Source organism: Bifidobacterium sp. M0399 (genome assembly GCF_016100595.1).
Classification (GTDB): domain Bacteria; phylum Actinomycetota; class Actinomycetes; order Actinomycetales; family Bifidobacteriaceae; genus Bombiscardovia; species Bombiscardovia polysaccharolytica.
In genome coordinates this window covers 272837-295818 of the sequence record NZ_JACFSD010000003.1, presented here as the reverse complement: position 1 = coordinate 295818, position 22982 = coordinate 272837, and the positions used below count along the sequence as shown (strand labels likewise).

The 22982-nt window shown below is 58.8% G+C and carries 18 protein-coding genes and 2 tRNA genes; 2 read left to right on the top strand and 18 right to left on the bottom strand.

Features of this window, described 5'->3' with window-relative positions; genetic code table 11:
- Positions 1-35 precede the first annotated feature (35 nt).
- The 14 genes from H3V09_RS08115 to H3V09_RS08050 form a co-directional block, all read right to left on the bottom strand.
- Complete coding sequence (locus tag H3V09_RS08115; protein WP_232339501.1) at positions 36-833, bottom strand: HNH endonuclease family protein; 798 nt, start codon at positions 831-833, stop codon at positions 36-38.
- 54 nt (positions 834-887) lie between these two features.
- Positions 888-1736 carry an aldo/keto reductase gene (locus H3V09_RS08110; RefSeq protein ID WP_198191476.1) on the bottom strand — a complete coding sequence of 283 codons (849 nt, stop codon included), beginning with the start codon at positions 1734-1736 and terminating at the stop codon, positions 888-890.
- Between the two features lie 127 nt (positions 1737-1863).
- Positions 1864-3102 (bottom strand): class C sortase, encoded by a 1239-nt coding sequence (locus H3V09_RS08105; protein ID WP_198191477.1) that lies wholly within the window; start codon positions 3100-3102, stop codon positions 1864-1866.
- Positions 3103-3508: 406 nt separating this feature from the next.
- Positions 3509-4378, bottom strand: a complete 870-nt coding sequence (locus tag H3V09_RS08100; protein WP_198191478.1) for a hypothetical protein — start codon at positions 4376-4378, stop codon at positions 3509-3511.
- 192 nt (positions 4379-4570) lie between these two features.
- Positions 4571-6595 (bottom strand): pilin N-terminal domain-containing protein, encoded by a 2025-nt coding sequence (locus tag H3V09_RS08095; RefSeq protein ID WP_198191479.1) that lies wholly within the window; start codon positions 6593-6595, stop codon positions 4571-4573.
- Between the two features lie 243 nt (positions 6596-6838).
- Positions 6839-8353: an L-arabinose isomerase gene (araA, locus tag H3V09_RS08090; protein ID WP_198191480.1), complete on the bottom strand. Its 1515-nt coding sequence runs from the start codon at positions 8351-8353 to the stop codon at positions 6839-6841.
- A gap of 28 nt (positions 8354-8381) precedes the next feature.
- The gene (locus H3V09_RS08085; RefSeq protein WP_110412451.1) at positions 8382-9074 is read right to left on the bottom strand and encodes an L-ribulose-5-phosphate 4-epimerase; all 693 of its coding nucleotides are present in this window, start codon (positions 9072-9074) and stop codon (positions 8382-8384) included.
- A gap of 64 nt (positions 9075-9138) precedes the next feature.
- Entirely contained in the window at positions 9139-10752 is a 1614-nt protein-coding gene (locus H3V09_RS08080; RefSeq protein WP_144178046.1) for a xylulokinase, read from the bottom strand.
- A 102-nt stretch (positions 10753-10854) separates the two neighbouring features.
- Positions 10855-11976 carry a LacI family DNA-binding transcriptional regulator gene (locus tag H3V09_RS08075; RefSeq protein ID WP_121912565.1) on the bottom strand — a complete coding sequence of 374 codons (1122 nt, stop codon included), beginning with the start codon at positions 11974-11976 and terminating at the stop codon, positions 10855-10857.
- Positions 11977-12014: 38 nt separating this feature from the next.
- The gene (locus H3V09_RS08070) at positions 12015-12722 is read right to left on the bottom strand and encodes a ribonuclease HII (RefSeq protein WP_198191481.1); all 708 of its coding nucleotides are present in this window, start codon (positions 12720-12722) and stop codon (positions 12015-12017) included.
- 7 nt (positions 12723-12729) lie between these two features.
- Positions 12730-13494 (bottom strand): signal peptidase I, encoded by a 765-nt coding sequence (lepB, locus tag H3V09_RS08065; protein WP_198191482.1) that lies wholly within the window; start codon positions 13492-13494, stop codon positions 12730-12732.
- 155 nt (positions 13495-13649) lie between these two features.
- A complete protein-coding gene (rplS, locus tag H3V09_RS08060; protein WP_046322486.1) occupies positions 13650-14021 on the bottom strand; it encodes a 50S ribosomal protein L19 in 372 nt (123 codons plus the stop codon).
- A 221-nt stretch (positions 14022-14242) separates the two neighbouring features.
- Positions 14243-15940: a glucose-6-phosphate isomerase gene (gene pgi, locus H3V09_RS08055; RefSeq protein ID WP_198191483.1), complete on the bottom strand. Its 1698-nt coding sequence runs from the start codon at positions 15938-15940 to the stop codon at positions 14243-14245.
- A 129-nt stretch (positions 15941-16069) separates the two neighbouring features.
- Complete coding sequence (locus H3V09_RS08050) at positions 16070-17194, bottom strand: mannose-1-phosphate guanylyltransferase (RefSeq protein WP_198191484.1); 1125 nt, start codon at positions 17192-17194, stop codon at positions 16070-16072.
- Positions 17195-17317: 123 nt separating this feature from the next.
- On the opposite strand from H3V09_RS08050, the gene H3V09_RS08045 reads away from it, so the two are divergent.
- Both H3V09_RS08045 and H3V09_RS08040 read left to right on the top strand, forming a co-directional pair.
- Positions 17318-17390, top strand: a tRNA-Thr gene (locus tag H3V09_RS08045).
- A 40-nt stretch (positions 17391-17430) separates the two neighbouring features.
- Positions 17431-17511, top strand: a tRNA-Leu gene (locus tag H3V09_RS08040).
- 78 nt (positions 17512-17589) lie between these two features.
- On the opposite strand, the gene H3V09_RS08035 is transcribed toward H3V09_RS08040, so the two are convergent.
- The 4 genes from H3V09_RS08035 to H3V09_RS08020 all read right to left on the bottom strand — a co-directional run bounded on the left by H3V09_RS08035 (position 17590) and on the right by H3V09_RS08020 (position 22945).
- Positions 17590-20514 (bottom strand): hypothetical protein, encoded by a 2925-nt coding sequence (locus H3V09_RS08035; RefSeq protein ID WP_332460997.1) that lies wholly within the window; start codon positions 20512-20514, stop codon positions 17590-17592.
- 240 nt (positions 20515-20754) lie between these two features.
- On the bottom strand, positions 20755-21441 hold the full coding sequence (gene rdgB, locus H3V09_RS08030; RefSeq protein ID WP_198191485.1) for an RdgB/HAM1 family non-canonical purine NTP pyrophosphatase: 687 nt from the start codon (positions 21439-21441) through the stop codon (positions 20755-20757).
- 35 nt (positions 21442-21476) lie between these two features.
- Positions 21477-22241 carry a ribonuclease PH gene (gene rph / locus H3V09_RS08025; RefSeq protein ID WP_046322477.1) on the bottom strand — a complete coding sequence of 255 codons (765 nt, stop codon included), beginning with the start codon at positions 22239-22241 and terminating at the stop codon, positions 21477-21479.
- Between the two features lie 65 nt (positions 22242-22306).
- Positions 22307-22945, bottom strand: coding sequence for a Pr6Pr family membrane protein (locus H3V09_RS08020; protein WP_198191619.1), 639 nt, complete (start codon positions 22943-22945; stop codon positions 22307-22309).
- Positions 22946-22982: the final 37 nt, after the last annotated feature.

Sequence of the window (22982 nt, the reverse complement as noted above, 5' to 3'; positions counted from 1 at the left end):
ATGTCAGTCTCAGTCAGCCTTCTAAAGGCCAGCACTCAGCGGTCCGGCGGGAGAGGCTGGCCCGGGCAGGTATGCAGAACAGCCAGCATGGCCTGCTTTTCCGAGCTGGTGACGCTAAGTGAATACTTGTCCTTGACCGCTATCTGACGGGCCACATAGGAGCACTGATATCCCTTGTTCTCGGGCAACCAGTAGTCGGCCGAGGCACTCCCCTTGGCCTGGTTGGCCGGACCGTCCACGGCAAGCAGATTGTAGGGATCGTTGCCAAAACGGTAGCGACGGGCCGTGTCCCACTTGCTGGCTCCTGACCGCCAGGCATTCTCCAGGGCGACCACGTGGTCGATCTGCACGGCCGAACTGGTCTTCGGGCCTCTGACAAATTCGATGGTCCGCCCGGTATAGGGATCCTGTAGACGACCGCTGGCCACCTTGCAACCGCCGGGAGTAGTGGTACGCAGGTCAGTCAGGTCGCGGGTCAGCACATCCTCACGCACATTGCAGCCGTTGCCGTCCTCATCGGTCTCCTTGAAGCCGAAAGCCTCACGCCGGTACTGGCGGCCTGGGCGGGCGTGATCGTCCACTATCAGGCCCTGCAGGGTCTGGGCCGCATCGCCGGTTGCCGTATATCGGCCGGTCAGCCGTCCGACCCCGCCATTGACCCTTGGCAATATCAGGCCGATGGTGATGCCCAGGACCACAGCCACTACCAGAAGGATCAGCACCCGTTCCGTGAGCGATTCGCGACGGAAGCGGGCCGGGGCGGGATTCCTCCATGCCGAACCATACCGGCTGCGGCCTCGATACCGATATCTTCTGCGTCTCGGACCGGTCATCTACCGCCGATACCTCCTATGTCGACTGTATGCATGAATCATCCATAATAGCGGTCAGGCGTAGGCGTAGGTCATCGGGTCGTGTCCTGCACGCACCGGGGAGTCCATGGCATCAATGGCGGCGTGCTCTTCAGGGGTCAGGTTGAAGCCGAACAGATCCAGGTTCTCCGCCTGCCTTTCCCGGTGGACAGACTTGGGAATTATGATGGTCCCGTTTTCGATATGCCAACGCAGTACCACCTGAGCCGGCGTGACCCCGTGGGCCTGTGCAATTTTCTCCAGCCTTCCGCCTCCGGCTGTCAGGTCTGCACCGCGCGCCAATGGCGAATATGCCTGAACGGCGATGCCGTGCTCCTTGCAGAAGGCCGTCACTGTGCGCTGCTGCCAGCTGGGGTGCAGCTCAATCTGATCCACCGCTGGGTACTCCCCGGTCTCTCGATGCAACCGTTCCAGATGCTCTGGGAGGAAGTTGCAGACCCCCAGAGTCCGCACCCGCCCTTCATCGCGCAACCGATGGAAAGCGCGCCAAACCTGATCAGCCCGCCAATTAAACGGTGTTGGCCAGTGGATCATGTACATATCGACATAGTCAGTGCCCAGCAGGGCCAGCTGGCGGTCGAAGGCCCGCAGAGCGCTGTCATAGCCCTGTTCGGAGTCACGCAGCTTGGTGGTCAGCCACAGATTGGCACGCTTAGGACCACTCTGGCAACCGAAGGCCTTGAGGCCACGGCCCACGCCCCCTTCGTTGCGGTAGCCCGCTGCCGTATCGATGTGACGATACCCCAGTTCCAAGGCAGATTGCACTACTCCAGCGGTTTGATCATCGTCGATCCTGAGTACACCCAGGCCTACCTGCGGAATGCGATTACCGTCAGACAATAAGATGTCAGGAACTGCTGTCATGGTCCAAACCTTCCCAGACGCGGCCCAGCAGTCTGCCGGGCCATGCTCGCTCCATTCTAGAGCCGGGCAAAAGTCCGGTTACAACAGAACAGACCCTGTGGTCAAACCTGTCCGCACATGCACAGGCCTAGAATTTGGTGATACCGAAGAAGTAGATCAGATGGGTATCGAACCAGTGGTAGCCAAGGTCGAATACGGGCAGGAAGCCGATTCTCATCATCATCCCGACCGAACCCCAGGCGAAGAAGAGGCCGAGCACAGCCAGCAACCACATGAGAACGCTGCAGATTCGCCGTGTTTTGATCAACCGGCGACGGCGGGTGGCTTCGGATCGGGTCTCCTGCTCATGGCTGACCATGATCGTCGCCAGCGGCTCCCCCACAGTCCCGGGTCCTGTCGCCCGAGATTCCAGATGTTCCATCTGCTCTAGTTTGTGACGGCAGTTGCGTCGACGACGTGAGAGCAGATACCAGCTCACCAGGCAGGCCGCAAACAGAGCCAGGAGCACCCAGACCATGTAAATGGGTGCACCCTCAGGTTGGGTAGGAGGCACGTCATCGCCGATATAGTGTCCGCGCACAATCAGGCGGTGAGAGTTGACGCCATAGGGGTAGCAGGTCAGAAGGGTCACATAGTTGGCATTCTGGACTGGCTGCAGTGCGCTGACATCGGTAGGCAAAATGACTTTTATCTGGTCTACCTTATAGCTCAAATGCCGTTTGAGCACTCGTATCTGGAAGACGTCTCCCTTGCGCAACTGGGTCAGGTTATCGAAAAGCATGTAGCCGACTTCGCCGGTGTGCCCTGTGATGACGGAGTGGATGGTTCGGTTGTCGGTAGGCACATGGGTTGTAGCAATGTGCCCTATGCCGTCCTTGAGCACCTGGTCGCTGGTGCCGTGACGCACAGGCAGCTTGACGTTGATCTTGGGAATCTCCACATAGGCCATCATGCCCTTGCCGTCTACATTGAGGGTTTTGTAGTAGCGACCCAATGGCTCCTTGACTTCCTTGTACTTGAAGGGGTCCCTCAGCGTGGGCTTGCCCAACTCCTCGTCATACTTCTTGGCATCGCGCCACATGGCTCTGCGCTGTGCTGGCGAGAGAGCATCCACGATCTGATCGTAGTTGTCCACTGCGGTGGCATCCTCGGAGTAGTTCACATAGGCGGCCAACAGCGGGTAGAGGAAGATTCCCAAACCAATCAGAAAGGCCAAAGTCTCCAGGAGCCCGAATCCTCGGCCGGACTTGGCTGTCCTTCGACCCTTCTTGGCCTGTTTGGATGCTGTTACGGCAATCTGCCCAGCATTGGCTTGCTCATCTACTGCTTTGCGATTATTTCCTGAAACGACGATTATCGGGGCCAATGATTTAGCTTGGCCCGAAACGAGCACCGGATCTGCTATTGCATCTGAACCATTCGGGTCTGAAGCACCGCGATCCTTGGGAGCTTTCAAGGGCGGATAGGAAGGCGGAAGTTCAGAACTAGGAGCATAGGTAGGCGGCATATCTGCTTGCTGAGCAGGAATGGATGCATAAGCAACATCACTGTTGCCAGGGGCATGAGCTGGGCTCATAGTAGCCGAGTCAATATTATGATCCATCTATAGCCTTCCTCATGCTGCATTTCGTATATTCCGGTTAATAGCTATACATAGCTTTTGACATACAAAGACCGGCGGCACCTGTATGATGCTGCCGGTCTTTTATACACCCTCACAGATGCCGCTGATATCCTGTGATGACATCAAACCGACTTGTCTGTGAGAATACCTAGCGCTGATCCTTGTTCCAGGAGCGCGCGACGACTGCCAAGTAAAGGCCCATCGCGGCCAAAACCAGGAGCAGAATACCAGGCGCTACCATAGATACACCAGTAGCGGCCAGCTTTCGTGGACCTGATCTTACGACAGGAACAGTCTTAGCTCCATTCCCTCTTTGGTCTCCATTCGGAAACGCATTCTGAGGCACGTCAACAAGCTTGGGACTAATGGTTACCTCGTAAAGCGGATGGACTTCACCCTGCTCCCGGTAGAGCGGCAACTGCACAACTACAGGATCTACCTTCACTTTTTCGCTCTTTGGTGGCGCTACTAAAGTGACCAGCCAATATGAGGCATTGAAGTAGTCCCCGTCAAAAACAGCTGGGCTTCCTCCTGTCAGTGTGGACGCTTCTAGATCAAGATGGGCTCCAGTGAGCCAGACTCCCTGAGATTTTGCTTCTGAGGCGTTGGTGATGGTGCCGTCTTGATCAGAAACACCGTAGTATTCGGCTGGTTGTTTCTTATCCTTGAAAGCATCTGGGTTGGCTGCCACCTCGCTACTGATAGCCGCTTGAGCCTTATCAGCCCCAGGGTTATGGTCAAGTGCCTGCACCCGGCTTTTCAGAGTACTGGCATCCAGCCTAAGGGCGCGAAAGACATACCCTGCTCCAGCCGATACAGGAGCACTCGGCAGGATGTCGTTCTGACCGCCTTGACCTGAATGTCCTCTCTTGAGTTGCACCGTCAGTGTCGGGTTGACCGTCGCCGCCTCTGCCGCCGGCGTCATATCGAAAGCAGTCAAACCTAAACAGGCCAAGACCACAATCAGACAGGGCAGGACCCGGCGGGTGAGGCATTTCGGCAAGGCAATTCCCTTCATAAACCTTCCCTTCCAAGGCCGCCTTTCGACGACGTGGTTGCGTCAGATCCGCTGGCCTAAAAAACCTGACCAACGGCCCCGACATGTACGAACCATCTAGAATCCGACGGTCCGTATGAAAATGGCGGACGATTCTCGGAGGAACCGTCCGCCATCAGGTCACCTCACATAATTTCTAATGTGACCGCATCATCAGGCCCGGGCGGCGTTGTTGCGCCGGCTACGAGCGTACAGAGCACCACCCATGAGCAGGGCGCCAACAACCAGCAGAAGCAGGATGCCGCGACCACCAGTCAGAGGCAGTGCCAGAGGCGAATCAGAAGAATCCGTTGCATAATGCATCAGGTACTTTTGAATGTCAGAATTGTTGAACTGAATCTTCTGAGTGACCTTTGAAGCTGGTGCATCAAAGTTTCCAAAGCTCAACTGAGAATAGTCAGGTTCAATCGTGGCGTGAGGACCATACTTCTGTACAATATCGTCTACTGTCTCATTTTTGTGATTATCATAAGAAACCTGCTTGAACGGGAAACCAGGACTGCGCCAATCTTTAGGAGTCTTAGTCTCAACTACCCGCCAATTGATGCCTTCCTTGACGGTGTCGGTAGCAGCCTTGTTCTGCGTAGTTGTATCAGAACCAAAGATAGGCAGACCGGCAAAGACTACCAGACCTTTCTTATTAGCCGTAGCCTCAAAAAGCGTGACACCTGTTGGCAAATCAGCTCCCGCGCTATAGAACTGTCCATCAGTTGCCAGGTACTTGTCCTGATCAGTGGCGTCCACCAGGCGATACTGAGTATCCGGAAGGGCGGCATAACCGTCCTTTTCGCTCTTAATTGAACCAAAGACAAGAACCGCGTTGACGACGTTCGTGTGCTCATGAATCGGGTCAGTAGCTTTGCCGTCTGAAGTTGTGTTCTCTGTAAAGTCAGAAGACGCATCGTTTGCTACACCATCAGTACCGGTCGAATCACCCTTGCCAGTAACGGTGGCAGTGTAGGTGATATCAAGCTGCATAACCGTTGCCGGAACTTTCTGCAGCTTAGGAATGATACCGCTCGTTGCAGACCCGCCAAAGAAGTCAAACTGGTAGTAGCTGACGTTATCTGGATTGTCCGGGAACATATTCGGGGAAGATTCGGTCTTCAGGATTCTTTCTGGATTCGCGGTAGGAGTGGAGAGCGTATAATCCTGATCCTTTGTCAAGTCCATCGAACCAGGCGTATTATTCTTAGTATTATCTTTGTAATTCACCTTTACAGTGAAATCGTTATTGGCGCTCAATGAGCTGGACATACGATCGACGATACGAAGATCGCCATTCGCGCCCTTCAACTCGTGCGTATCGAGCTTTCCATCCGGTGTGCCCCGATTGTTTTCATTAGGCTCATTATAAATCGTCTGCGACAGCTTGTACGAGATCTTATCTCCTGCTTTCGCATAACGAGTGGACTTCGCCTTACCAGTCGTCGAGTCTGTGACTCCTTGAACTGTCTTGGCGAATACTGTGTTGTGCCTGTTCTTGGGGAAGAGGTGGAGGTTATAGATGTATCCAGTAGTGCTGTTAGCATCACTTCCAGTGGTTGCGTAGGGCAAGCTAAAGAAAGCGTTTGTTGAAACAGCATACTTAGTCATGTCGAGCTTATTCGGGCCTTCAGTGAAAGCAGGTGAACCCGCCTGGTCTTCCTTCATAACGAAGTAGTGGCCAGCACCTTTGGGGAACTGCAACTTGGTCGTCGTAGGAACTCCGTTAGTATCCCCCTTGTACCACTGGTTGATGACACCTTGTCCGTCTGTATCTGCGACGTATAACGGGGTGTCAGGTTTTTGCGTCCAAGACTCCTCGTCAGAGGCAACTATATCGCCCATCTGCTTATTTTCGCCTTTTGGCACAACCTCATAGACGCGGAACCTAATACCCTTAGCCGGGACTAGATCTTTGTCGTCCTTAAAATTATTGGCATCATTAGCAGATCCAGTTGAAGCGTACCCATCAACCAGTGAGAAGTACTTGGTAACTGTCAGAGTTGGCTGGACGCTGTCATCCAAAACGCCAGGTCTGAAGTTATCATCTGTGCTGAATCCATATTGGTCGTCAGCGGCTGAAGCTTGGGTAGCTGGCAGAACGACCATGCCCGCTAGGAGCGTCGCTCCGGCGACCGCCAAGCCTAAAAGCTTAGGGAGCCTTATCCCTTCATTATCTCGTTGCATGTGCATGCACGCTTTCCCTTCTGTATTAATAGGCACAGGATGGCCAGGCACATCTTCGCCTCCCCAACCGATCACTTCCCCGACTCAGGGGGGTGGGCTTTATGTCAACTTTGGGACATGCCACTGTTCCCATTGCCTAATCATCACTGTACCGACAAAATTGTGACAACGCAAACCGACAAGCCGAACATGTAAAGGCCCCGCCACAAGTGCAGTGGCGGGGCCTTGCTATCTTCCTGGAACAGGCGCTCAGTGCCGGTTATCCAACCGATGGTAGAGCTCGGCTGCACGCAGGTCGGCCTCGAAACGCCGAGGTTCAGTGTTCTCGTCGATGACGGCGAGTTCCACACCAGCCATGCGCGCGAAGTCCTCCCAGGCCTCACGGCCCACGGTGGTGGTCATGCAGGTATGGTGGGCTGCGCCGGCACGCAGCCAGCACTCAGCCGAGACCTTGAGCGAGGGCCGGGGCTTCCAGAGCGCACGTGCCACAGGCAGCTTGGCCAGAGACCCGCCGGGCTCGACCACATCCACCACATTCATGACCAGGCGGAAGCGTTCGCGCACATCCGCCAAGGAGACGACCACGGCATCGGTGCAAGGCGTAGCTGTAAAGACCAGGCGCACGGGATCCTCCCTGTCGCCGATAGACAGGGGATGGATCTCCAGGCGGGGCCGCCCCTCGGTCAGCAGCGTGGGCGAGACCTCCAGCATGTGGGCGCCCATGATCTCCTCATGGCCGGGCACAAAGTTGTAGGAGTAGTCCTCCATGAGCGAGCAACCGCCCTTGAGCCCGTAGCCCATGACGTTGCCGATCCGGATCAGAACCGAGGTCTTCCAGTCGCCCTCTGCCGAGAATCCGTACCCGTCGGCCATCAACCGCTGTGCTCCCACGCCGGGAAGCTGACGCAGATCTCCCAGATCCTGGAAGTTGTCCACGGCGGCAGTAGCACCCACCTCTTCCATCATGGCACGCATGCCGAGCTCTTCGCGGGCGGCCACCACCAGGGAGTCGTACCGGGAGTCCAGGAGTTCGGGAGCCACATCATAGCTGCGCTTGTAGTCCTCGATCAGATCCTTGACCTGGTCGTCGGTGACGGCGTTGACATGGTCCACCAGCTCGTTGACCGGCCAGGTGTTGACGGAGACGCCAAAGACCCGCTCGGCCTCGGTCTTGTCGCCCTCAGTGACGGCGACGTCGCGCATGTTGTCGCCCCAGCGGCAGACCTTCATGTTGTTGGCGGCATCCCAGCCGGCGCAGGCGCGCGCCCAGACGCCAATCTTGTCGGCAACCTCGGGGTCGGTGTAGTGGCCGACCACGATCTTGCGCGGGATTCCCAGCCTGGTAAGGATGTAACCGAACTCACGGTCGCCGTGGGCCGACTGGTTCAGATTCATGAAGTCCATGTCAATGGTGTCCCAGGGGATCTCCACATGATGCTGGGTGTTCAGCTGCAGGAGCGGCTTGCGCAGCTTCTCCAGACCTCTGATCCACATCTTGGCAGGGCTGAAGGTGTGCATCCAGGCCACCACGCCGATGCAGGCCGGGTTCGACGAGGCATCGACCATGAAGTTCAGGATGGAATCCGAGTCCTTCAGAGTGGGCTTCAGAACCAGCTTGACCGGGATCCGCCCAGAGTCGTTGAGGGACTTGGCGATGTCCGCCGCCTGGACGCCCACTTGACGCAGGGTCTCCTCACCATAGAGGTCCTGCGAACCAACGGCGAACCAAAGCTCCTTGCCCTCGAAGGGATTTTTCATGCTCATACTTGCTCCTTTGCTTATGTTTTCCAACTCAGTGCTGGCCGTAGACGTGCTGGTACCGGTCGTTGAGCTTGGCTATGTCGGCCGGATCGATGGGCTTGGGCGTGCCGATCTGCTCAGCCGCCCAGACCGTGTGGGCCACCTCTTCGGTCATGGCCGCCGCCTTCACAGCAGCCTCGGCGTCGGCCCCCACGGTGAAGGGCCCATGGTTGCGCATGAGCACAGCCGGGCAGCCCGGGTGATCCTTGAGGGTGTCGACCACGCCCTTGCCGATGGCCTCGGAGCCGATCAGCTCAAAAGGACCGACCGGCACAGGACCGCCGAACTCGTCACCCATCATGGTCAGTACGCAGGGAATGTCCCTGCCGGTGGCCGCCCAGGCGGTGGCATAGGTGGAATGGGTGTGGACCACGCCGTAGACCTCGGGCATGTGCCGGTAGATATAAGCGTGCGATAGCGTGTCCGAGGAGGGGGCTTCGGCACCGTCAACCACATTGCCATTCAGATCGGTGACCACCATGGAGCCCGGGGTCAGGTGCTCATAGCGCACCCCCGAGGGCTTGATGACCATCAAATCGGCAGAACGCAACCGCTGCGAGACATTACCCGCCGTCCAGACCACCAGATTCCACCTGGTCAGCTGCGCATGCAGGGTGGCCACCTGCTCGCGCACCAGTTTCACCTCGTCGCGCACCTCGGGCGAATAATCAGCCAAGGACACCATCAGCAACTCCTTTTCCCGGCCCGATCACGCTGATCCGGCCGCTTGACGTTTTCAGCTCCCGGCCTCATCCCTGCAGGGGGATGGTCTTCACGGCCGCCTGCTCGATGGGCAGGCCCTTGGTGAAGCGGTCGAAGAAGGCTCTGAAGCCCTTCACATCAGCCGGGTCCGGCTGCTCTGTTGTGGACTGGACTCCTGCAAAGACATTGGCATCCAGGTAGTCGGCCAGGGTCTGGTCGGCATGACCCAGGTAGTCGGCCAGAACGGCCATGCCCCAGGCGCCCCCCTCCACAGCGGTGGACATGACCTTGATGGGGGCGTTGAAGGCGGCGGCCAGGATCCGCTGGGCCACCTTGGGGGTGGCGAAGATGCCGCCGTGCCCGACCATGGTGTCCACCTGGACATGCTCCTGGCGGGTCATCACATCCATGCCGATGGTGACCGGCGAGAAGGCCGAGAAGAGCTGGGCGCGCATGAAGTTGGCCAGGGTCATCCGTCCCTCGGGGCCGCGGGCAAAGACGGGCCGGCCCTCCTCCAGGCCAGCCAGGAACTCCCCGGAATAAAAGCAGTAGTTGATCAGCCCGCCGGCATCCTTGTCTCCCAGAAGGGCCTGGTTGAACAGGGTGGCGTAGAGCGCATCCCCCTTGAGATCCAGACCGGCGGCCTTGGCGAATTCCCCGAACAGCCCCACCCAGGCGTTCAGGTCCGAGGTGAAGTTGTTGGCATGGCTCATGCCGGCTGGATCCCCAGCCGGTGTGGTGACCGGATCCACCTCTGGGTGAAAATCACGCAGGGGATGTTCCAGGACGACCATGGCGAAGATGGATGTGCCCGCAGACACGTTGCCGGTACGGGGACGAACCGCGTTGGTCGCCACCATGCCGGTTCCCGCGTCGCCCTCGGGCGGGGCCATGGGCACGCCGGGCTGCAGCTGACCACTGGGATCGAGCAGGGCGGCGCCTTCTGCGGTCAGCGCACCGGCATCGCTGCCGGCGGTCAATGGCTCAGGCAGCAGGTCATGGATGTCCCAGGGCTGGGCCTGGACCTGGGGCAGTCGGGAGAAGATGTCCAGCAGGCCCTGGTCGAACTCCTTGCGGGAGGAGTCGATGGGAAACATGCCCGAGGCATCGCCGATGCCGATGACCTTGCGGCCGGATAGCCTCCAATGCATGTAGCCGGCCAAGGTGGTGATATAGGCCACCTTGGGCACATGCTCTTCGCCGTTCAAAATGGCCTGGTAAAGGTGGGCAATGGACCAGCGCTCGGGAATGTTGATCTTGAAGGCCTGCGAAAGCTCCTCGTGGGCCTGGCGGGTGTTGGTGTTGCGCCAGGTGCGGAAGGGCACCAGCAGCCGACCATCCTTGTCGAAGGCCAGGTAGCCGTGCATCATGGCCGAAATCCCCATGGCACCTATCTTGGTCAGCGTCACCCCGTATTGGCGACGAACGTCCTCGGCCATGGCCGCATAGGCTGCCTGCAGGCCCTGATGGATCTGGTCCATGGAGTAGGTCCAGAGGCCGTCCTCCAGCCGGTTCTCCCACTCGACGTCCCCTGTGGCCAGCGTCCGGTAGTCATGGTCGATCAGCACAGCCTTGATGCGGGTGGAGCCGAATTCGATGCCCAGACTGGTCGCGCCCTCCTGTAATTCGCTAACGATGACGCCTTGTTCGCCAAGAACCATGTCCGCTCCTTTGCCTGATATGTTAACGCTCACATAGTCTGGTTACAATTGTAACTGAGACCAGAGCATCAGGCAAGCCCGCTGGATACAGGCCGACAGTAGTCAGAGGCGCTTGACGGCGTAGCCCAGGGACCGACGCTGAATCACATCCGCCTGGATCAGCCCCACCCCATGGTGGGTGACCGGGAAGTCCACCGGCTGTCCCTGGTGAAGCAGGGCCAGGACCTGCCGCATGGTGGCCACGCCCAGATCCTCAAAGCGGGGGCGAACCGTGGCCAGCGGCGGAAACATGTTGTCTACCGTGGGAACGTCGTCGAAGCCCACCAGACTGATGTCACTGGGAATACGGATGCCGTGCTCCTGCAGGGACCGGGCCACGCCCACGGCCTGGTTATCGTTGGCGGTAACCACGGCTGAGGGCATGGAGGTGCCGCTCATGCCCCGCTGATCAATCAGGTGGTTCATCAGCGTGTAGGACTCCCCCGCCTCCCAGCTGCGAGCGTGAACCACGGCCGTTCGTATGCGGCAGCGGGCGCAGGCCACCTTCCAGGAGGCCAGTCGGGTGGCGGCGTCCCGCCACTGAGGGGGGCCGGCCATATAGAGCACCCGCCGGTGGCCCCGGGAGACCAGCAGCCGGGCCAGACGCTGCACAGCGCCCCACTGGTCGATCCCGGTCAGGGCTATACGGCCATCGCCCCGCCGGCGGCTCAGAGCCTCTTCGACACTGGTGATGCCATGCGTGGAGGTGACGATGACCCGGGGCTGGCTCACCTCCACCTGGCAGGCAGCCTGGAACATGGTGTCGGTGGGTGTCAGGAAGATAAAGGCATCCACATTCTGCTCCAGGAAGGTGCCGCAGAGCTCCTGGAATCCGGCAAGCGTGCAGGTTGACTCGTCCACCATCATGACCGACATGAACAGGCCATGGGAACGGGCCACGGTCTCAATGGCTGTGATCGATGAGACAGGTCCAAAGAGACTAACACCGCCAGCTACCAGTCCGATGGTTCGGCTGCGGCTGGATGCCAGGGCCCGCGCAGAGTTGCTGGGTCGATAGCCCAGCTTTCTGATGGCCTGCTGCACCTTGACCCTGGTTGCCGGCGAGACGTCCTTGGAATTGTTGATGACCCTGGACACAGTCTGGTGGGAGACACCGGCCAGCCGGGCAACCTCGAACATGGAGGGGCGCTTGGACCGTGACCTGCCGCCGCTGCCTGCGGGCATGTGACCTTCTTCCGATAGCCGTTTCGACCGTTCCGATATTAGCCCCTGCCGGGACCGGATGAAGGCAAATGCCAGCTGACCCGATGCAGACGGCTGGGCCCCAGGCGGCGAATGGCATCCAGGTGTGCAGGCGACCCATAGCCCTTGTTGTGCTCCCACTGGTATGGGGCCAGGGCGGGATCCGAGGCGGCCAGCCGGACCATGAGCTGGTCACGGGTGACCTTGGCTATGACCGCTGCGCAGGCCACACTGGCACAGTGGGCGTCCCCCTTGACCTGGGTGGAAACCTTGGGCAGAACCGGGATGTCGAGGGCGTCAAAGCTATCGGCGGCCGGGGTAATGTAGTCATGGGGACCGTCAAGGATGGCGGCCAGGCGGCGGCCAGGGCCCAGGTCCATCCCATGTTCCAATTCGGCCAGTGCACGCAGGGCGGCGATGCCCAGGGCGTGAACGATGCCCCACTGGTCGATCTCATGGTTGGAGCAGGCCCCCACCGCCCAGCCGGCAGCCCAGTTCTCTAGATCACGATACATAGCCAGCCGACGCGCAGGGGTCAGCATCTTGGAATCCGCCACCCCGTCAGGAACCTTCAAATGGGGCAGGTCAGCGGACCTGACCGCCACCACGCCGACCATGGCCGGGCCCGCCAGGGCTCCCCGACCGACCTCATCCAGGCCCAGCACATACTCAGCTCCCTGGTCTGCCAAGGCAGCCTCGGTGGCCAGGGTTGGCAGAATCCGCCTCACAGCCGGTTCAGTCCTGCTTCGGGTCGGGCACGGCGTCGAAGACCTTGTGCTGGTTATTGAGCAGCTTCCAGCTGCCCACCGGATAATAGGTCAACAATGCAGTGCCTTTGATGTTGTCTATGGGAACCAGGCCATTGTGGCCGTCGTCCTTGTGCAGGCGGGAATCTGCAGAGTTGGAGCGGTTGTCGCCCATGACGAAGACATGCCCAGGATCGACCTTGATTTTGAAGGGGAAGGAACTTGGCTCTACTCCTGGGCGCAGGTAGGAGCTCTCGTCCAGGGCTACGCCGTTGACGGTGACCGGGGCGCCATGACCCTTGCAGGCCACCGTGTCGCCGGGCATGCCGATCAGGCGTTTGACCAGGTGATTGCCTCGGAAGCTGGGCGAAGATTCATCTCCGAGCCAGTCAGCAGGGTCGGTAAAGACCACCACATCCCCACGGCGGGGAGCCACCATGGATCTGGTCAGCCTATGAGTGGTCAGGATTCTATCCCCGATGCCCAAGGTGTTCTCCATGGAACCGGAAGGGATGATGTAGTTGCAAATCAAAAAAATGCGCAGGATGGAGACGACTACCAGCAGGACAACCAGCTCGAACAGGAACTCGGGCAGAAAGCCACGCTCGCCAAGACGTGGGTGGCTGCCCCTGGCGGAGCCGCGTCCACCAGGGTGGCCGTGGGCATGACGGGGTGGCACCGGGGCTGAGGTGGCCTGCCTGCCGTCCGGGTACCAGAGTCCTGACGGGGTCGTTTCCTCATCCCGAAAGGCCATATTCACTCCTTGTCATCCGCAGAAAACCACACACTAACTAACAGAATAGGTCCCGCATGCCTCATAGCGTACACACCCAAGCATGAAAAAACCCGGGAGAACTGCATCCCGGGTGTTTACGGCCAAGGTCTGGGCTGAATCGCCCCGGCAAAATCCTACTTGTCGGACTCAGCCTTGTTGTCGCGCCGCTCGACAATGCGGGCGGCCTTGCCGTGCAGCCCACGCAGGTAGTAGAGCTTGGCACGGCGGACACGGCCGTGGCGCAGCACCTTGATGGAGTCAATCTGCGGGGAGTGCAGAGGGAAGCGACGCTCGACGCCCACGCCGAAGCTGACCTTGCGCACCAGAATGGTCTCGCGCACACCGGAGCCCTGACGGGCGATCACCACGCCCGTGAAAGCCTGGATACGGGAGTTGTTGCCCTCGGTGATGTTGACGTTGACCTCGACGGTATCGCCGGGACGGAAGTCGGGGATCTGCTCCGCAGGCTTCATGTGGCTGGCGTCAAATTCCTGAATCGCGTTCATGCTGTTCCTCCATGGCCGCCGCACGTCGACCCATGCCATGGACCGCAATCCACAAGGAAGCGATCCTGAACGGAACCCGACGGTCTGCCGTCGGGGGTGCCGATCCGCCGGAACATCCGGCTGGACCTGAAAGGAAGGGAGCCCATGCGGCAGCTGCCCTTCCGGCAAACAACTGTCCAATAATATACCACGAGCCGGACCTGCAAGGGCCCGGCCGGGCATCAGCGGCGATGGGCCCTGTAGAAGGCGATCAGAGACCTGGTGGACTGATCCTGCTCGGCCAGCGCCTGGTCGTCCCGGGAGATGGCCGGCGTGATCTCGCGGGCCAGCTTCTTACCCAGCTCAACTCCCCACTGGTCGAAGGAATCGATGCCCCAGACGGTGCCCTCGGTCAGTGTGATGTGCTCGTAGAGGGCGATCAGCTCGCCCAGGGCTGCCGGGGTCAGCGCATCGCCGAAAATGGAGGTGGTGGGCCTGTTGCCGGTGAAGACCCTGGCCGGGACGATGGCCTCGGGAGTGCCCTCGGCACGGACCTCATCAGCGGTCTTGCCGAAGGCCAATGCCTTGGTCTGGGCCAGGAAGTTGGCCAGGAAGAGCTCGTGCACGTCCTGGTCGCCGTCCTTGGCCGGGTTGGGGGTGTTGGCGAAGGCGATGAAATCAGCAGGAATCAGACGGGTGCCCTGATGGATCAGCTGGTAGAAGGCATGCTGGCCGTTGGTGCCGGGCTCCCCCCAGAAGATTTCTCCGGTCAGGCTGGTCACCGGTGTGCCGTCCCAGCGCACGGACTTGCCGTTGGATTCCATGGTCAGCTGCTGCAGGTAGGCCGGGAAGCGGTGTAGATACTGGTCATAGGGCAGAACGGCGTGCGAGTGTGCACCGAAGAAGTTGACATACCAAACGTTGAGCAGACCCATCAGGGCCACCACGTTCCGATCCAGAGGGGTGGCGCGGAAGTAGCGGTCAACGGTGTTGAAGCCCTTGAGGAACTCCTCGAAGCGCTCGGGGCCGATAGTGATGGCCAGGGAGGTGCCCACGGCGGAATCCACTGAGTACCGGCCGCCGACCCAGTTCCAGAAGCCGAAGACGTTGTCCGGATCGATGCCGAAGTCGCGCACCTTGTCCAGGGCCGTCGAGACGGCGATGAAGTGCCGACGGATGGCCTCGGCCGAGAGGTCCTGGCCGTCCTTGGACAGCAGGCCACGTTCCCCAAGGCTCTTCAGGAGCCAAGTGCGGGCCTGGCGGGCGTTGGTCAGGGTCTCCAGGGTGGTGAAAGTCTTGGAGACGATGATGAAGAGCGTGGTTTCCGGATCCAGATCGCGCGTCTTCTCGGCCAGATCGTTGGGATCGATGTTGGAGATGTAGCGGGCGCTGATGCCGGCATCAGCATAAGGCTTCAGGGCCTCGTAGGCCATGACCGGGCCCAGGTCGGAGCCGCCGATGCCGATGTTGACCACCGTGGTGATCCGCTTGCCGGTCAGACCGGTCCAGCTGCCCGAGCGGACCTGGTCGGCAAAGGCATAGATGCGCTTGAGGGTATCGCGGACGTCGCCCACCACATCCTGGCCGTCCACGATCAGCCTGCCGCGGTCTTCCTCGGGACGGCGCAGGGCTGTGTGCAAAACGGCCCTGTCCTCGGTGTTGTTGATGTGCTCGCCGTTGAACATGGCCTCGATCCGCTCCTCAAGGCCGACCTCGCGGCCCAGCTGAGCCAGCAGGGACAAGGTCTCGGGCTGAATCAGATTCTTGGACAGATCGATATAGAGATCGCCCAGCTCGAAGCTGAGCTTTTCGGTGCGCTGCGGGTCCTTGGCGAACCATGCGCGCAGATCGATCCCCTGGCGCTGCATGTCGTCGAAGTGCTGGTGCAAGGCCGCCCAGGCCTTGGTGCTGGTAGCGTCCACTGGAGGATTGATGGCCATGGTTGTTCGGGTCCTTTCATGAGGTGATGCCCGGTCTGCCGAGCACCCGGTTCTGTATCCCAAACTACTCACAAAAGCAGACAGAAGACAACAAAATCGGCCAACCTTCTTAGCTGGACCAAATCGCTCTCAGAGTATGTCGTCACAGCCGTACTGGGCCAGCTTGGCCACCATGTCCTTGACCTCCTGGCTGCGGGCCCGAGGGGCCACCAGGAGAGCGTCGGGAGTGTCGACGACGATCATGTCATCCACGCCTAGAAGAGCGACCGTGCGTTCGGAGCCGGGCACGACCATGTCTCCGGCTGAATCCAAGTACATGACCCGGTCGGCATCACCCAGAATCTTGATATTGCGCCTGTTGGACGACGGAAGCAAACCCGCCACTGAATTGAAGTCGCCGATATCATCCCAATCGAAGCCCCCTGGAACAACCGCCACGCCGCCGGCCGCCGATAATGGCTCGGCCACGGCATAGTCGAAGGCGATCTTCTCGATGCCTGGCCAGTGCTCCTCCATGGCCTGGCTGCGGTCCTGCTCACCCTGGTCCCAGACCTGGGCAATGGCCATAACTGCGGCGTGGAGCTCCGGCTTGTAACGATGCAGGCAGTCAAGGAGCACCTGCGCTTGCATGACGAACATGCCGGCATTCCATCGGTACTCCCCTGTTGACAGGTAGGCCTGCGCCGTAGAGGCATCCGGCTTCTCGACGAATTCGCTGACCAGGCAGGCATCCGGAGCCCCGGGAATGCGATCGGCCAGGGAGGGGCCTTGGTGGATGTAGCCAAAGGCGGTGGAGGGACGGGAGGCTGCGATACCGATGGTGGTCACATAACCGGCTCGGGCCGCTGCCACTGCCTGCTCCACTGAGGCAGCGAACGCTTTGTCGTCTCGGATGACGTGGTCGGCGGCGAAGGAGCCCACGATGATTTCCCCACCGTGCCGCTGGGCCAGCACAGCAGTCGCCAAGGCTATAGCCGCCGTGGAATCGCGAGGAACAGGCTCGGCGAAGAGCGCGTCCTCAGCCAGATCCGGAAGCTGCTGACGCACCTGGTCCACATGCCGCTGGCCGGTGGAGACGACCACATGATCGGCCCCGCAGATGCCAGCCAGCCGGTCAAAGGTGCCCTGGATCATTGTTCTGCCTGAACCCAACAAATCGTAGAGGAACTTGGGCCGGTCCTGGCGGCTCAATGGCCAGAGCCGGGTACCCACGCCACCGGCCGGAATGACGGCATAGAAATCATTGAGATCCATGCCTTCCATTGTGTCAAGAAGCTTGTACACCCTCGGTCCGAAGCCCAAGGCGTTTTTTATCGCGCGCATCCAGTATGATGTAGCATGTTGTCTTCTTCCGGCATGTCCGGACGGGAGGCGAAGGCCACTTTAGCTCAGTTGGCAGAGCGTCTCACTCGTAATGAGAAGGTCGACAGTTCGATTCTGTCAAGTGGCTCTTCTACCAGCTGCTTTTTAAACGGCGAGGTATGTCGTACGCGCGAGTGGCGTAATGGTAGCCGCGCAGGATTTAGGTTCCTGTGTCTTCGGACGTGTGGGTTCGAGTCCCATCTCGCGCACAGGAAACACAAGCAGGGTCTGCGCTCATACCCCAAATTCCATGGATGCGAGTGCAGACCCTGCCTTATGCCGCGGAATCAGTATCGGCTCTCTTGCCTGTTCCTTAGACAGGCGACAAAGCCGACCAGACCTAGTGCCAGCATCGACAGTATCTTGAGCACGGAAAGCGGCCATCCTCCAGTGAGGGGCAGGGAGGCATTGGAGGGCCGGAATTCCAGCTCGTGCGACACTGTGGCTGACTCGTTTCCTCCCTTGAAGTTGCCGCTTTGAGGATCAGCGCTTTCAGCATCATCGGAAGAAACCTGGGCAGTGATTACCCCCTTGTTTATCCCCTCAGGGGTACTCGCCTGCCATGAACCCTGGTCTCCCACAGCGACATCGGTGCTTGTATTGCCGAGCCAGGTTATATGGACCAGAGTGCCTTTGGTCTCAGGAATCCTTGTATTACCGTTGACATACTTGTATGCTTTCCCTCCTACTTGGAAGACGTCATACCGTTCCAAGGTCAGAGTGGTTGGCGTGATGTCGACCTTTTGATTGATGGAAACCGGATCCGAAGGGGCATTCAGCGGGTTGATCATCTTGACCTGGAAGGTATACTTTTCTGTCTCGTCGTCACCGTTGTAGGCCTTGAATTTGTCAGCTGGTATGTTCAAGCTCCAGGACCATGTGGAAGCCGTCGTCTTGACGACATTCAGCACAGATCCTGACGCGGGGTCCGTGAAGGAAGGCACAGTAGTATTGACCGCCGAGTCCCTCTGGAAGGTGTTGGCCGGTGTGGTCACCAGACTGGTCCAGTCCGAGGCAGTGTTCTGTTTCATGGAAATGGCCATCTTGGAATCGGTCATCCCCAGACCTCCCGAAGACCAGGCTGTATATATGGGTGAAACCGTGCCCTTCAAGGTGACGACCGAGTTTGCCGGCAGATTCCCGTTTTTTGTATGGGGCACCGTTACAGAGAGCTTGCCGTCGGGAGCCTTCTCGTTGGAGACGAAATAGGCTGTTCCTATGTTCGAGAAGAGCGAGGTCAAACCAAACCCGGAGGCTGACTCAGTTACCCAGGCGTGATAGCGCCTGTAGCCGTTATACTTATTGCCGGAATCAGGCGACGGATACTGCTTGTTGGTGTCCTGTATCTGCCAGGACCCTCCCTGCTTGCTCTTGGGATCGACCTTACATACGGTTTCTCCCAGTTTGAACCCCCAGTTGTCCGAGCTTTTCACCAAGTCGTCACTGCTCTTACTCTGCCCTTCCTTGAAGGGTTTGCTGGGATCCTCGCCATAAAGGGTAACCGTGTTGGGATGCGTGTCGTCTTTGGAGGGAGTGCACTCACCGCTGACCACCGGATCAAGCGTGCCGGTATAGACGCTCCCCGAGGCATTCAAGGAGCCGTCGGCATCATTCTGGATGTTGGTTATGGTCGGATCGTTGGGACGTGGCACATCATACTTATAGAAGGCAGTGTCAATGGTCCATCCCGTGTCCAGATTCTTATCCTTTTGCGTAGCATCCATATCGTCCGTTATGCCGGCAAGACCCACTCGCATTGGGTTGTATACTTCGGGGTTGACCGTGCAGTTGTTGCTAGTGCCGGTGTCATCCATATTCCTGGTCACAGGCCAGGTGACCAGCTTGAAGTACCCGTCGAAGCCCTCTTGTTCTGTAATGCGCTTGAAATCGATTGACCCGTCTTTTGCCTGCGGACCCGTCGGATTTGCTGCGTTCACGTTCAGCTCGTTTGCTGGACCTGTCGCCGGCTGCGCTATATTCGAGGCTTGAACGCCGGAATTATTAGCGTTGTTGGTTCCCACATCGTATTGAATGCCCCAGGAGGTTGTCTTTGCATTGTTCTTGCTGATTTGTTGTTTATTGCCTAACAGTACGGGTTTGGGGGTCAAGGAATCGACAGGCATCCACTGGCTGTTTTTAAGACCAACCCACTGGTAGTAGTAAGAATCGGTCTTGGAGCATATATTGCTCCCGCCTCGGACATTGAACCAATAGACAAAGAAGGAGTTGGGTGGTGCTACCCCTGGGTTATAGGGTTTGCTCTGATTGTTTCCCAGATCAACTGAAAGCCCATAATCGGTTACCAGGCCCCAGTTGGCCTGATGCCCGCTCCACAGCACCGGATAATTGTCCCAGCCGACAAAGGATGCAGGCCCGCTGCAGCGGTTCGGATTGTTGGCGTAGCAATCGCCCATGTACAGCTTTATGTTTTTCCCCTGATCTGCAGTGATGTTGGAGACCGTATCGCCTAAACCGACCAAAGATTCAGGATGGAAGTCAGTGCAATCATCACTATTATAAGCCCACGGGGAAGAGCCGCAGGTCAAAGTATTCTGCGGACCAACAACCGCATAGAGGTTGAGCGGCTGAGGATAGCCCCCCACCTGGTAATATTGCGGGTTATCGTTTTTGTCTCCATAAGACAAATCTCCTTCAATGGAGATTACCAGAAAATCATAAAGGCCAGAGTTGATCACCTTGTGGACCGTGAAGTATTCGTTCTGGTTATACGCCCATTTCACTGCACCAGCGCCAGGGTCGGCAATAGAAGTTGGATTATTGGGATCACTGCTGTCTGACGGTATGGTCTGCATATAACGCAGCCGCCGATAGTGCGTTTTGCTGGTCTCTCCCTCGAATTCGTAGAAGAAAGACAATGCACAAGTTTGCGTTCCAGCCGCAGAGGAATCATCCCCGTTTTGGCATTGCGGATCGAATGCGCCATGCTTCACACGCAGGATGAAGTCCATGCGCAGCTCATCCTCGTAGGAATCAATTTTGTCATTATAAGCCAGAAGTTTATAGAGCAACGGCTTTGCGCTTGCTGTTGCGCCTTGCTCATCGGTGGCATTGGCCTGGTTTGCCGACAGAGCGCTCAACCCGAGGGGAACGACCATGGCCAGCGTCGCCAAAAGAGTTATCAAAACAGCGATGATAGGGCGATCCACATGCTGTGGACCCTTAGTGCCCCGTTCTTGCAAATGCTTCAACACGCTACCCCCCACACCACAATGAGACCATCTCCAGAATCAGATGGACTGCACGCTTGATATGTCCCCAGTGCAGGCCACGAAACCTTAGATCACAAGTGCCGCATCTTCATTTACGGTGTCTTCTATCCCCCTTACTTGCTTTAAGAGTACCGAAATTGAAGGCGTAATCTGGGATTCAAATAGGGTGTTTTCACAGCCGGTTTTCCACGGCCTTTCACGGTGTTGACTCCGCCAGGCCTATCAGCCTTTTATATGGCCGTCCCCCAGCACCCAGCTGACGAGAATCGGCATGATGGCTGCCAATGCTTTGCCCCTGTGCGATATGGCATTCTTCTGGTCCGAGGTCATTTCCGCCGAGGTTAGCAGTCGCTGTTTGCCGGTGCCCTGCGGCTGATCCCTCGGCACGAAGATCGGGTCGTAGCCGAACCCGTTTTCCCCACGTGCCTGGCGGATGATGGTTCCAGGCATCTCGCCAAGCCTGGTCACCTGGCACCCACGGACGGCATATCCTGGCACATCCGGAACGACCAGGGCGGCAGCACAGACAAACCGCCCTCCCCTGTGGTCGTCAGGAATGTCGTTCAGCTGGTTCAGCAAGAGCTCCAAGTTGGCCTGGTCGTCGCCGTGGCGGCCGCTCCATCTTGCCGAAAGGATCCCCGGGGCGGCGCCCATCACATCAACGACCAGCCCCGAGTCGTCCGCCAGCGCGGGCAGACCGGACTCATGGGCAGCCTGCCCAGCCTTGAGAAGGGCGTTCTCCTGAAAAGTGGTGCCGGTCTCCACCGGATCAGGCAGGCCCAACTGGCCGGCCGAAACCAACTCGATCCTCTGGCCCTCATCGGCCAGGAAACCGTCAAGTATGCAACGAAGCTCACGTAGTTTGCCCTCGTTGTGTGTGGCCACAACCACTGTTTTGACCTGCCCCATACCGATCCTTTTCGCTAAAATGCCCGCCCCGGGCGTCAGTCAGCTGCCAGAGCCTTGCGCTGAGCGGCCTGAAGCTCCTTGTTCCCCTTGGATGCCAGGTCCAGCAAAAGGCCGAGCTCTTGACGGCTGAAGGGGCGATGCTCCGCCGTTCCCTGTATCTCTATGAAATCGCCGGAGCCTGTCATTGACACGTTCATATCAGTCATGGCCCGGCTGTCTTCCAAATAGGGAAGGTCCAGCATGGGCTTGCCATCGATGATGCCCACGGAGACGGCCGAAACGCAATCCTTGGTCACCTTGTCGGCGCTGCGGATGTGATGGTGGTCCTGGGCCCATCTGAGGGCATCGACCATGGCCACATAGGCGCCGGTGACTGAGGCGGTACGAGTGCCGCCGTCGGCCTGAAGCACGTCGCAGTCAAGCTGAATCTGATTCTCGCCCAGAGCCTTCATATCCACCACGCCGCGCAGGCAACGGCCTATCAGCCGGCTGATCTCCTGGGTGCGGCCGCCGACCTTTCCCCGGACCGATTCTCGTGCAGTCCGGTCGCTGGTTGCCCTGGGAAGCATGGCATACTCGGCCGTAACCCAACCCAGGCCGGAGTCCTTGCGCCAACGGGGCAGCGTCGGGGTAAAGGAGGCGGTGCACATAACCCGGGTCTTGCCGCACTCAATCAGCACCGAACCCTCAGGAGCCTCCGTCCAATGCCTGGTGATGACGACCGGTCGCAACTCATCAGCCGCCCTGCCGTCAGGCCGTAGCACGGCACCCTCCTGGAGCATGTCCTTGATAGCAACCATCAGTGATGATCCTTTCCGTTCCGCCCAGGCTCCCCTGGTCTGGTCCCCATTATTCCGTCAGCCGTCTACCGATCAATGGTCAGCGGTGTCTTGGCCGGCAGGATGCGATCGATCAGGAAGATGACCAGCGATAGGGCGAAGAAGACGACCAGGTACTCAGCCAGGTTGACCATCAATTGGGCCCAGCCCAGATGTCCGAGGTCCAAGAAGGCATAGGGATAGGGGTTGCCGCCCGGCTCCGGTCCTGAATGAGGCCAAATGGCGGCCCGGATCAGCACAAAAGCTACGTAGAAGGGGAAATAGATCAGCCAGGTAAGTACGTTGTGCCAGTGGAAACGACGATGAGGGTCGAACAAGAGGAAATCCAACGATGCCAGGATGGGGCTGATGACGTGAATCATCCATGTGGTCCGGATGCCCAGGACCAGCTTGTAATCCGTGCTGTTCAGCCCCAGAACCAGAATGGCCACCAACCCGGTGATGACGATGTAGAGTGTCAGGCAGCCTTTGAGCCAAGCTGGAGGCTGGATGCCTTTGAGCAGGGTGGCCGCTCCGGCCCAGAGCATGACCAGGCCTAAGGCGATATTGGTCTGGAAGGTAAAATAGACCCACTTATTGCCGATCCCCAGCAGCCAGGCCTCGTAGGTGCCGCCCAGGCAGAAAAAGGCGATCAGCAACCGGTAGATGCCCACAACGAATCTCATGCGGACCAGCTTATCCCGACCTTGGGAGGGCAGGGCG

Bases quoted from the DNA above. Each gene is read 5' to 3' on its own strand.
- H3V09_RS08115 (WP_232339501.1), bottom strand. From the start codon at position 833: ATGACCGGTCCGAGACGCAGAAGATATCGGTATCGAGGCCGCAGCCGG.
- pgi (WP_198191483.1), bottom strand. From the start codon at position 15,940: ATGGCCATCAATCCTCCAGTGGACGCTACCAGCACCAAGGCCTGGGCG.
- rdgB (WP_198191485.1), bottom strand. From the start codon at position 21,441: ATGGGGCAGGTCAAAACAGTGGTTGTGGCCACACACAACGAGGGCAAA.
- rph (WP_046322477.1), bottom strand. From the start codon at position 22,241: ATGGTTGCTATCAAGGACATGCTCCAGGAGGGTGCCGTGCTACGGCCT.
- rplS (WP_046322486.1), bottom strand. From the start codon at position 14,021: ATGAACGCGATTCAGGAATTTGACGCCAGCCACATGAAGCCTGCGGAG.
- H3V09_RS08020 (WP_198191619.1), bottom strand. From the start codon at position 22,945: ATGAGATTCGTTGTGGGCATCTACCGGTTGCTGATCGCCTTTTTCTGC.
- lepB (WP_198191482.1), bottom strand. From the start codon at position 13,494: ATGGCCTTTCGGGATGAGGAAACGACCCCGTCAGGACTCTGGTACCCG.
- araA (WP_198191480.1), bottom strand. From the start codon at position 8,353: ATGAGCATGAAAAATCCCTTCGAGGGCAAGGAGCTTTGGTTCGCCGTT.
- H3V09_RS08075 (WP_121912565.1), bottom strand. From the start codon at position 11,976: ATGCCCGCAGGCAGCGGCGGCAGGTCACGGTCCAAGCGCCCCTCCATG.
- H3V09_RS08080 (WP_144178046.1), bottom strand. From the start codon at position 10,752: ATGGTTCTTGGCGAACAAGGCGTCATCGTTAGCGAATTACAGGAGGGC.
- H3V09_RS08110 (WP_198191476.1), bottom strand. From the start codon at position 1,736: ATGACAGCAGTTCCTGACATCTTATTGTCTGACGGTAATCGCATTCCG.
- H3V09_RS08095 (WP_198191479.1), bottom strand. From the start codon at position 6,595: ATGCACATGCAACGAGATAATGAAGGGATAAGGCTCCCTAAGCTTTTA.
- H3V09_RS08050 (WP_198191484.1), bottom strand. From the start codon at position 17,194: ATGGATCTCAATGATTTCTATGCCGTCATTCCGGCCGGTGGCGTGGGT.
- H3V09_RS08100 (WP_198191478.1), bottom strand. From the start codon at position 4,378: ATGAAGGGAATTGCCTTGCCGAAATGCCTCACCCGCCGGGTCCTGCCC.
- H3V09_RS08085 (WP_110412451.1), bottom strand. From the start codon at position 9,074: ATGGTGTCCTTGGCTGATTATTCGCCCGAGGTGCGCGACGAGGTGAAA.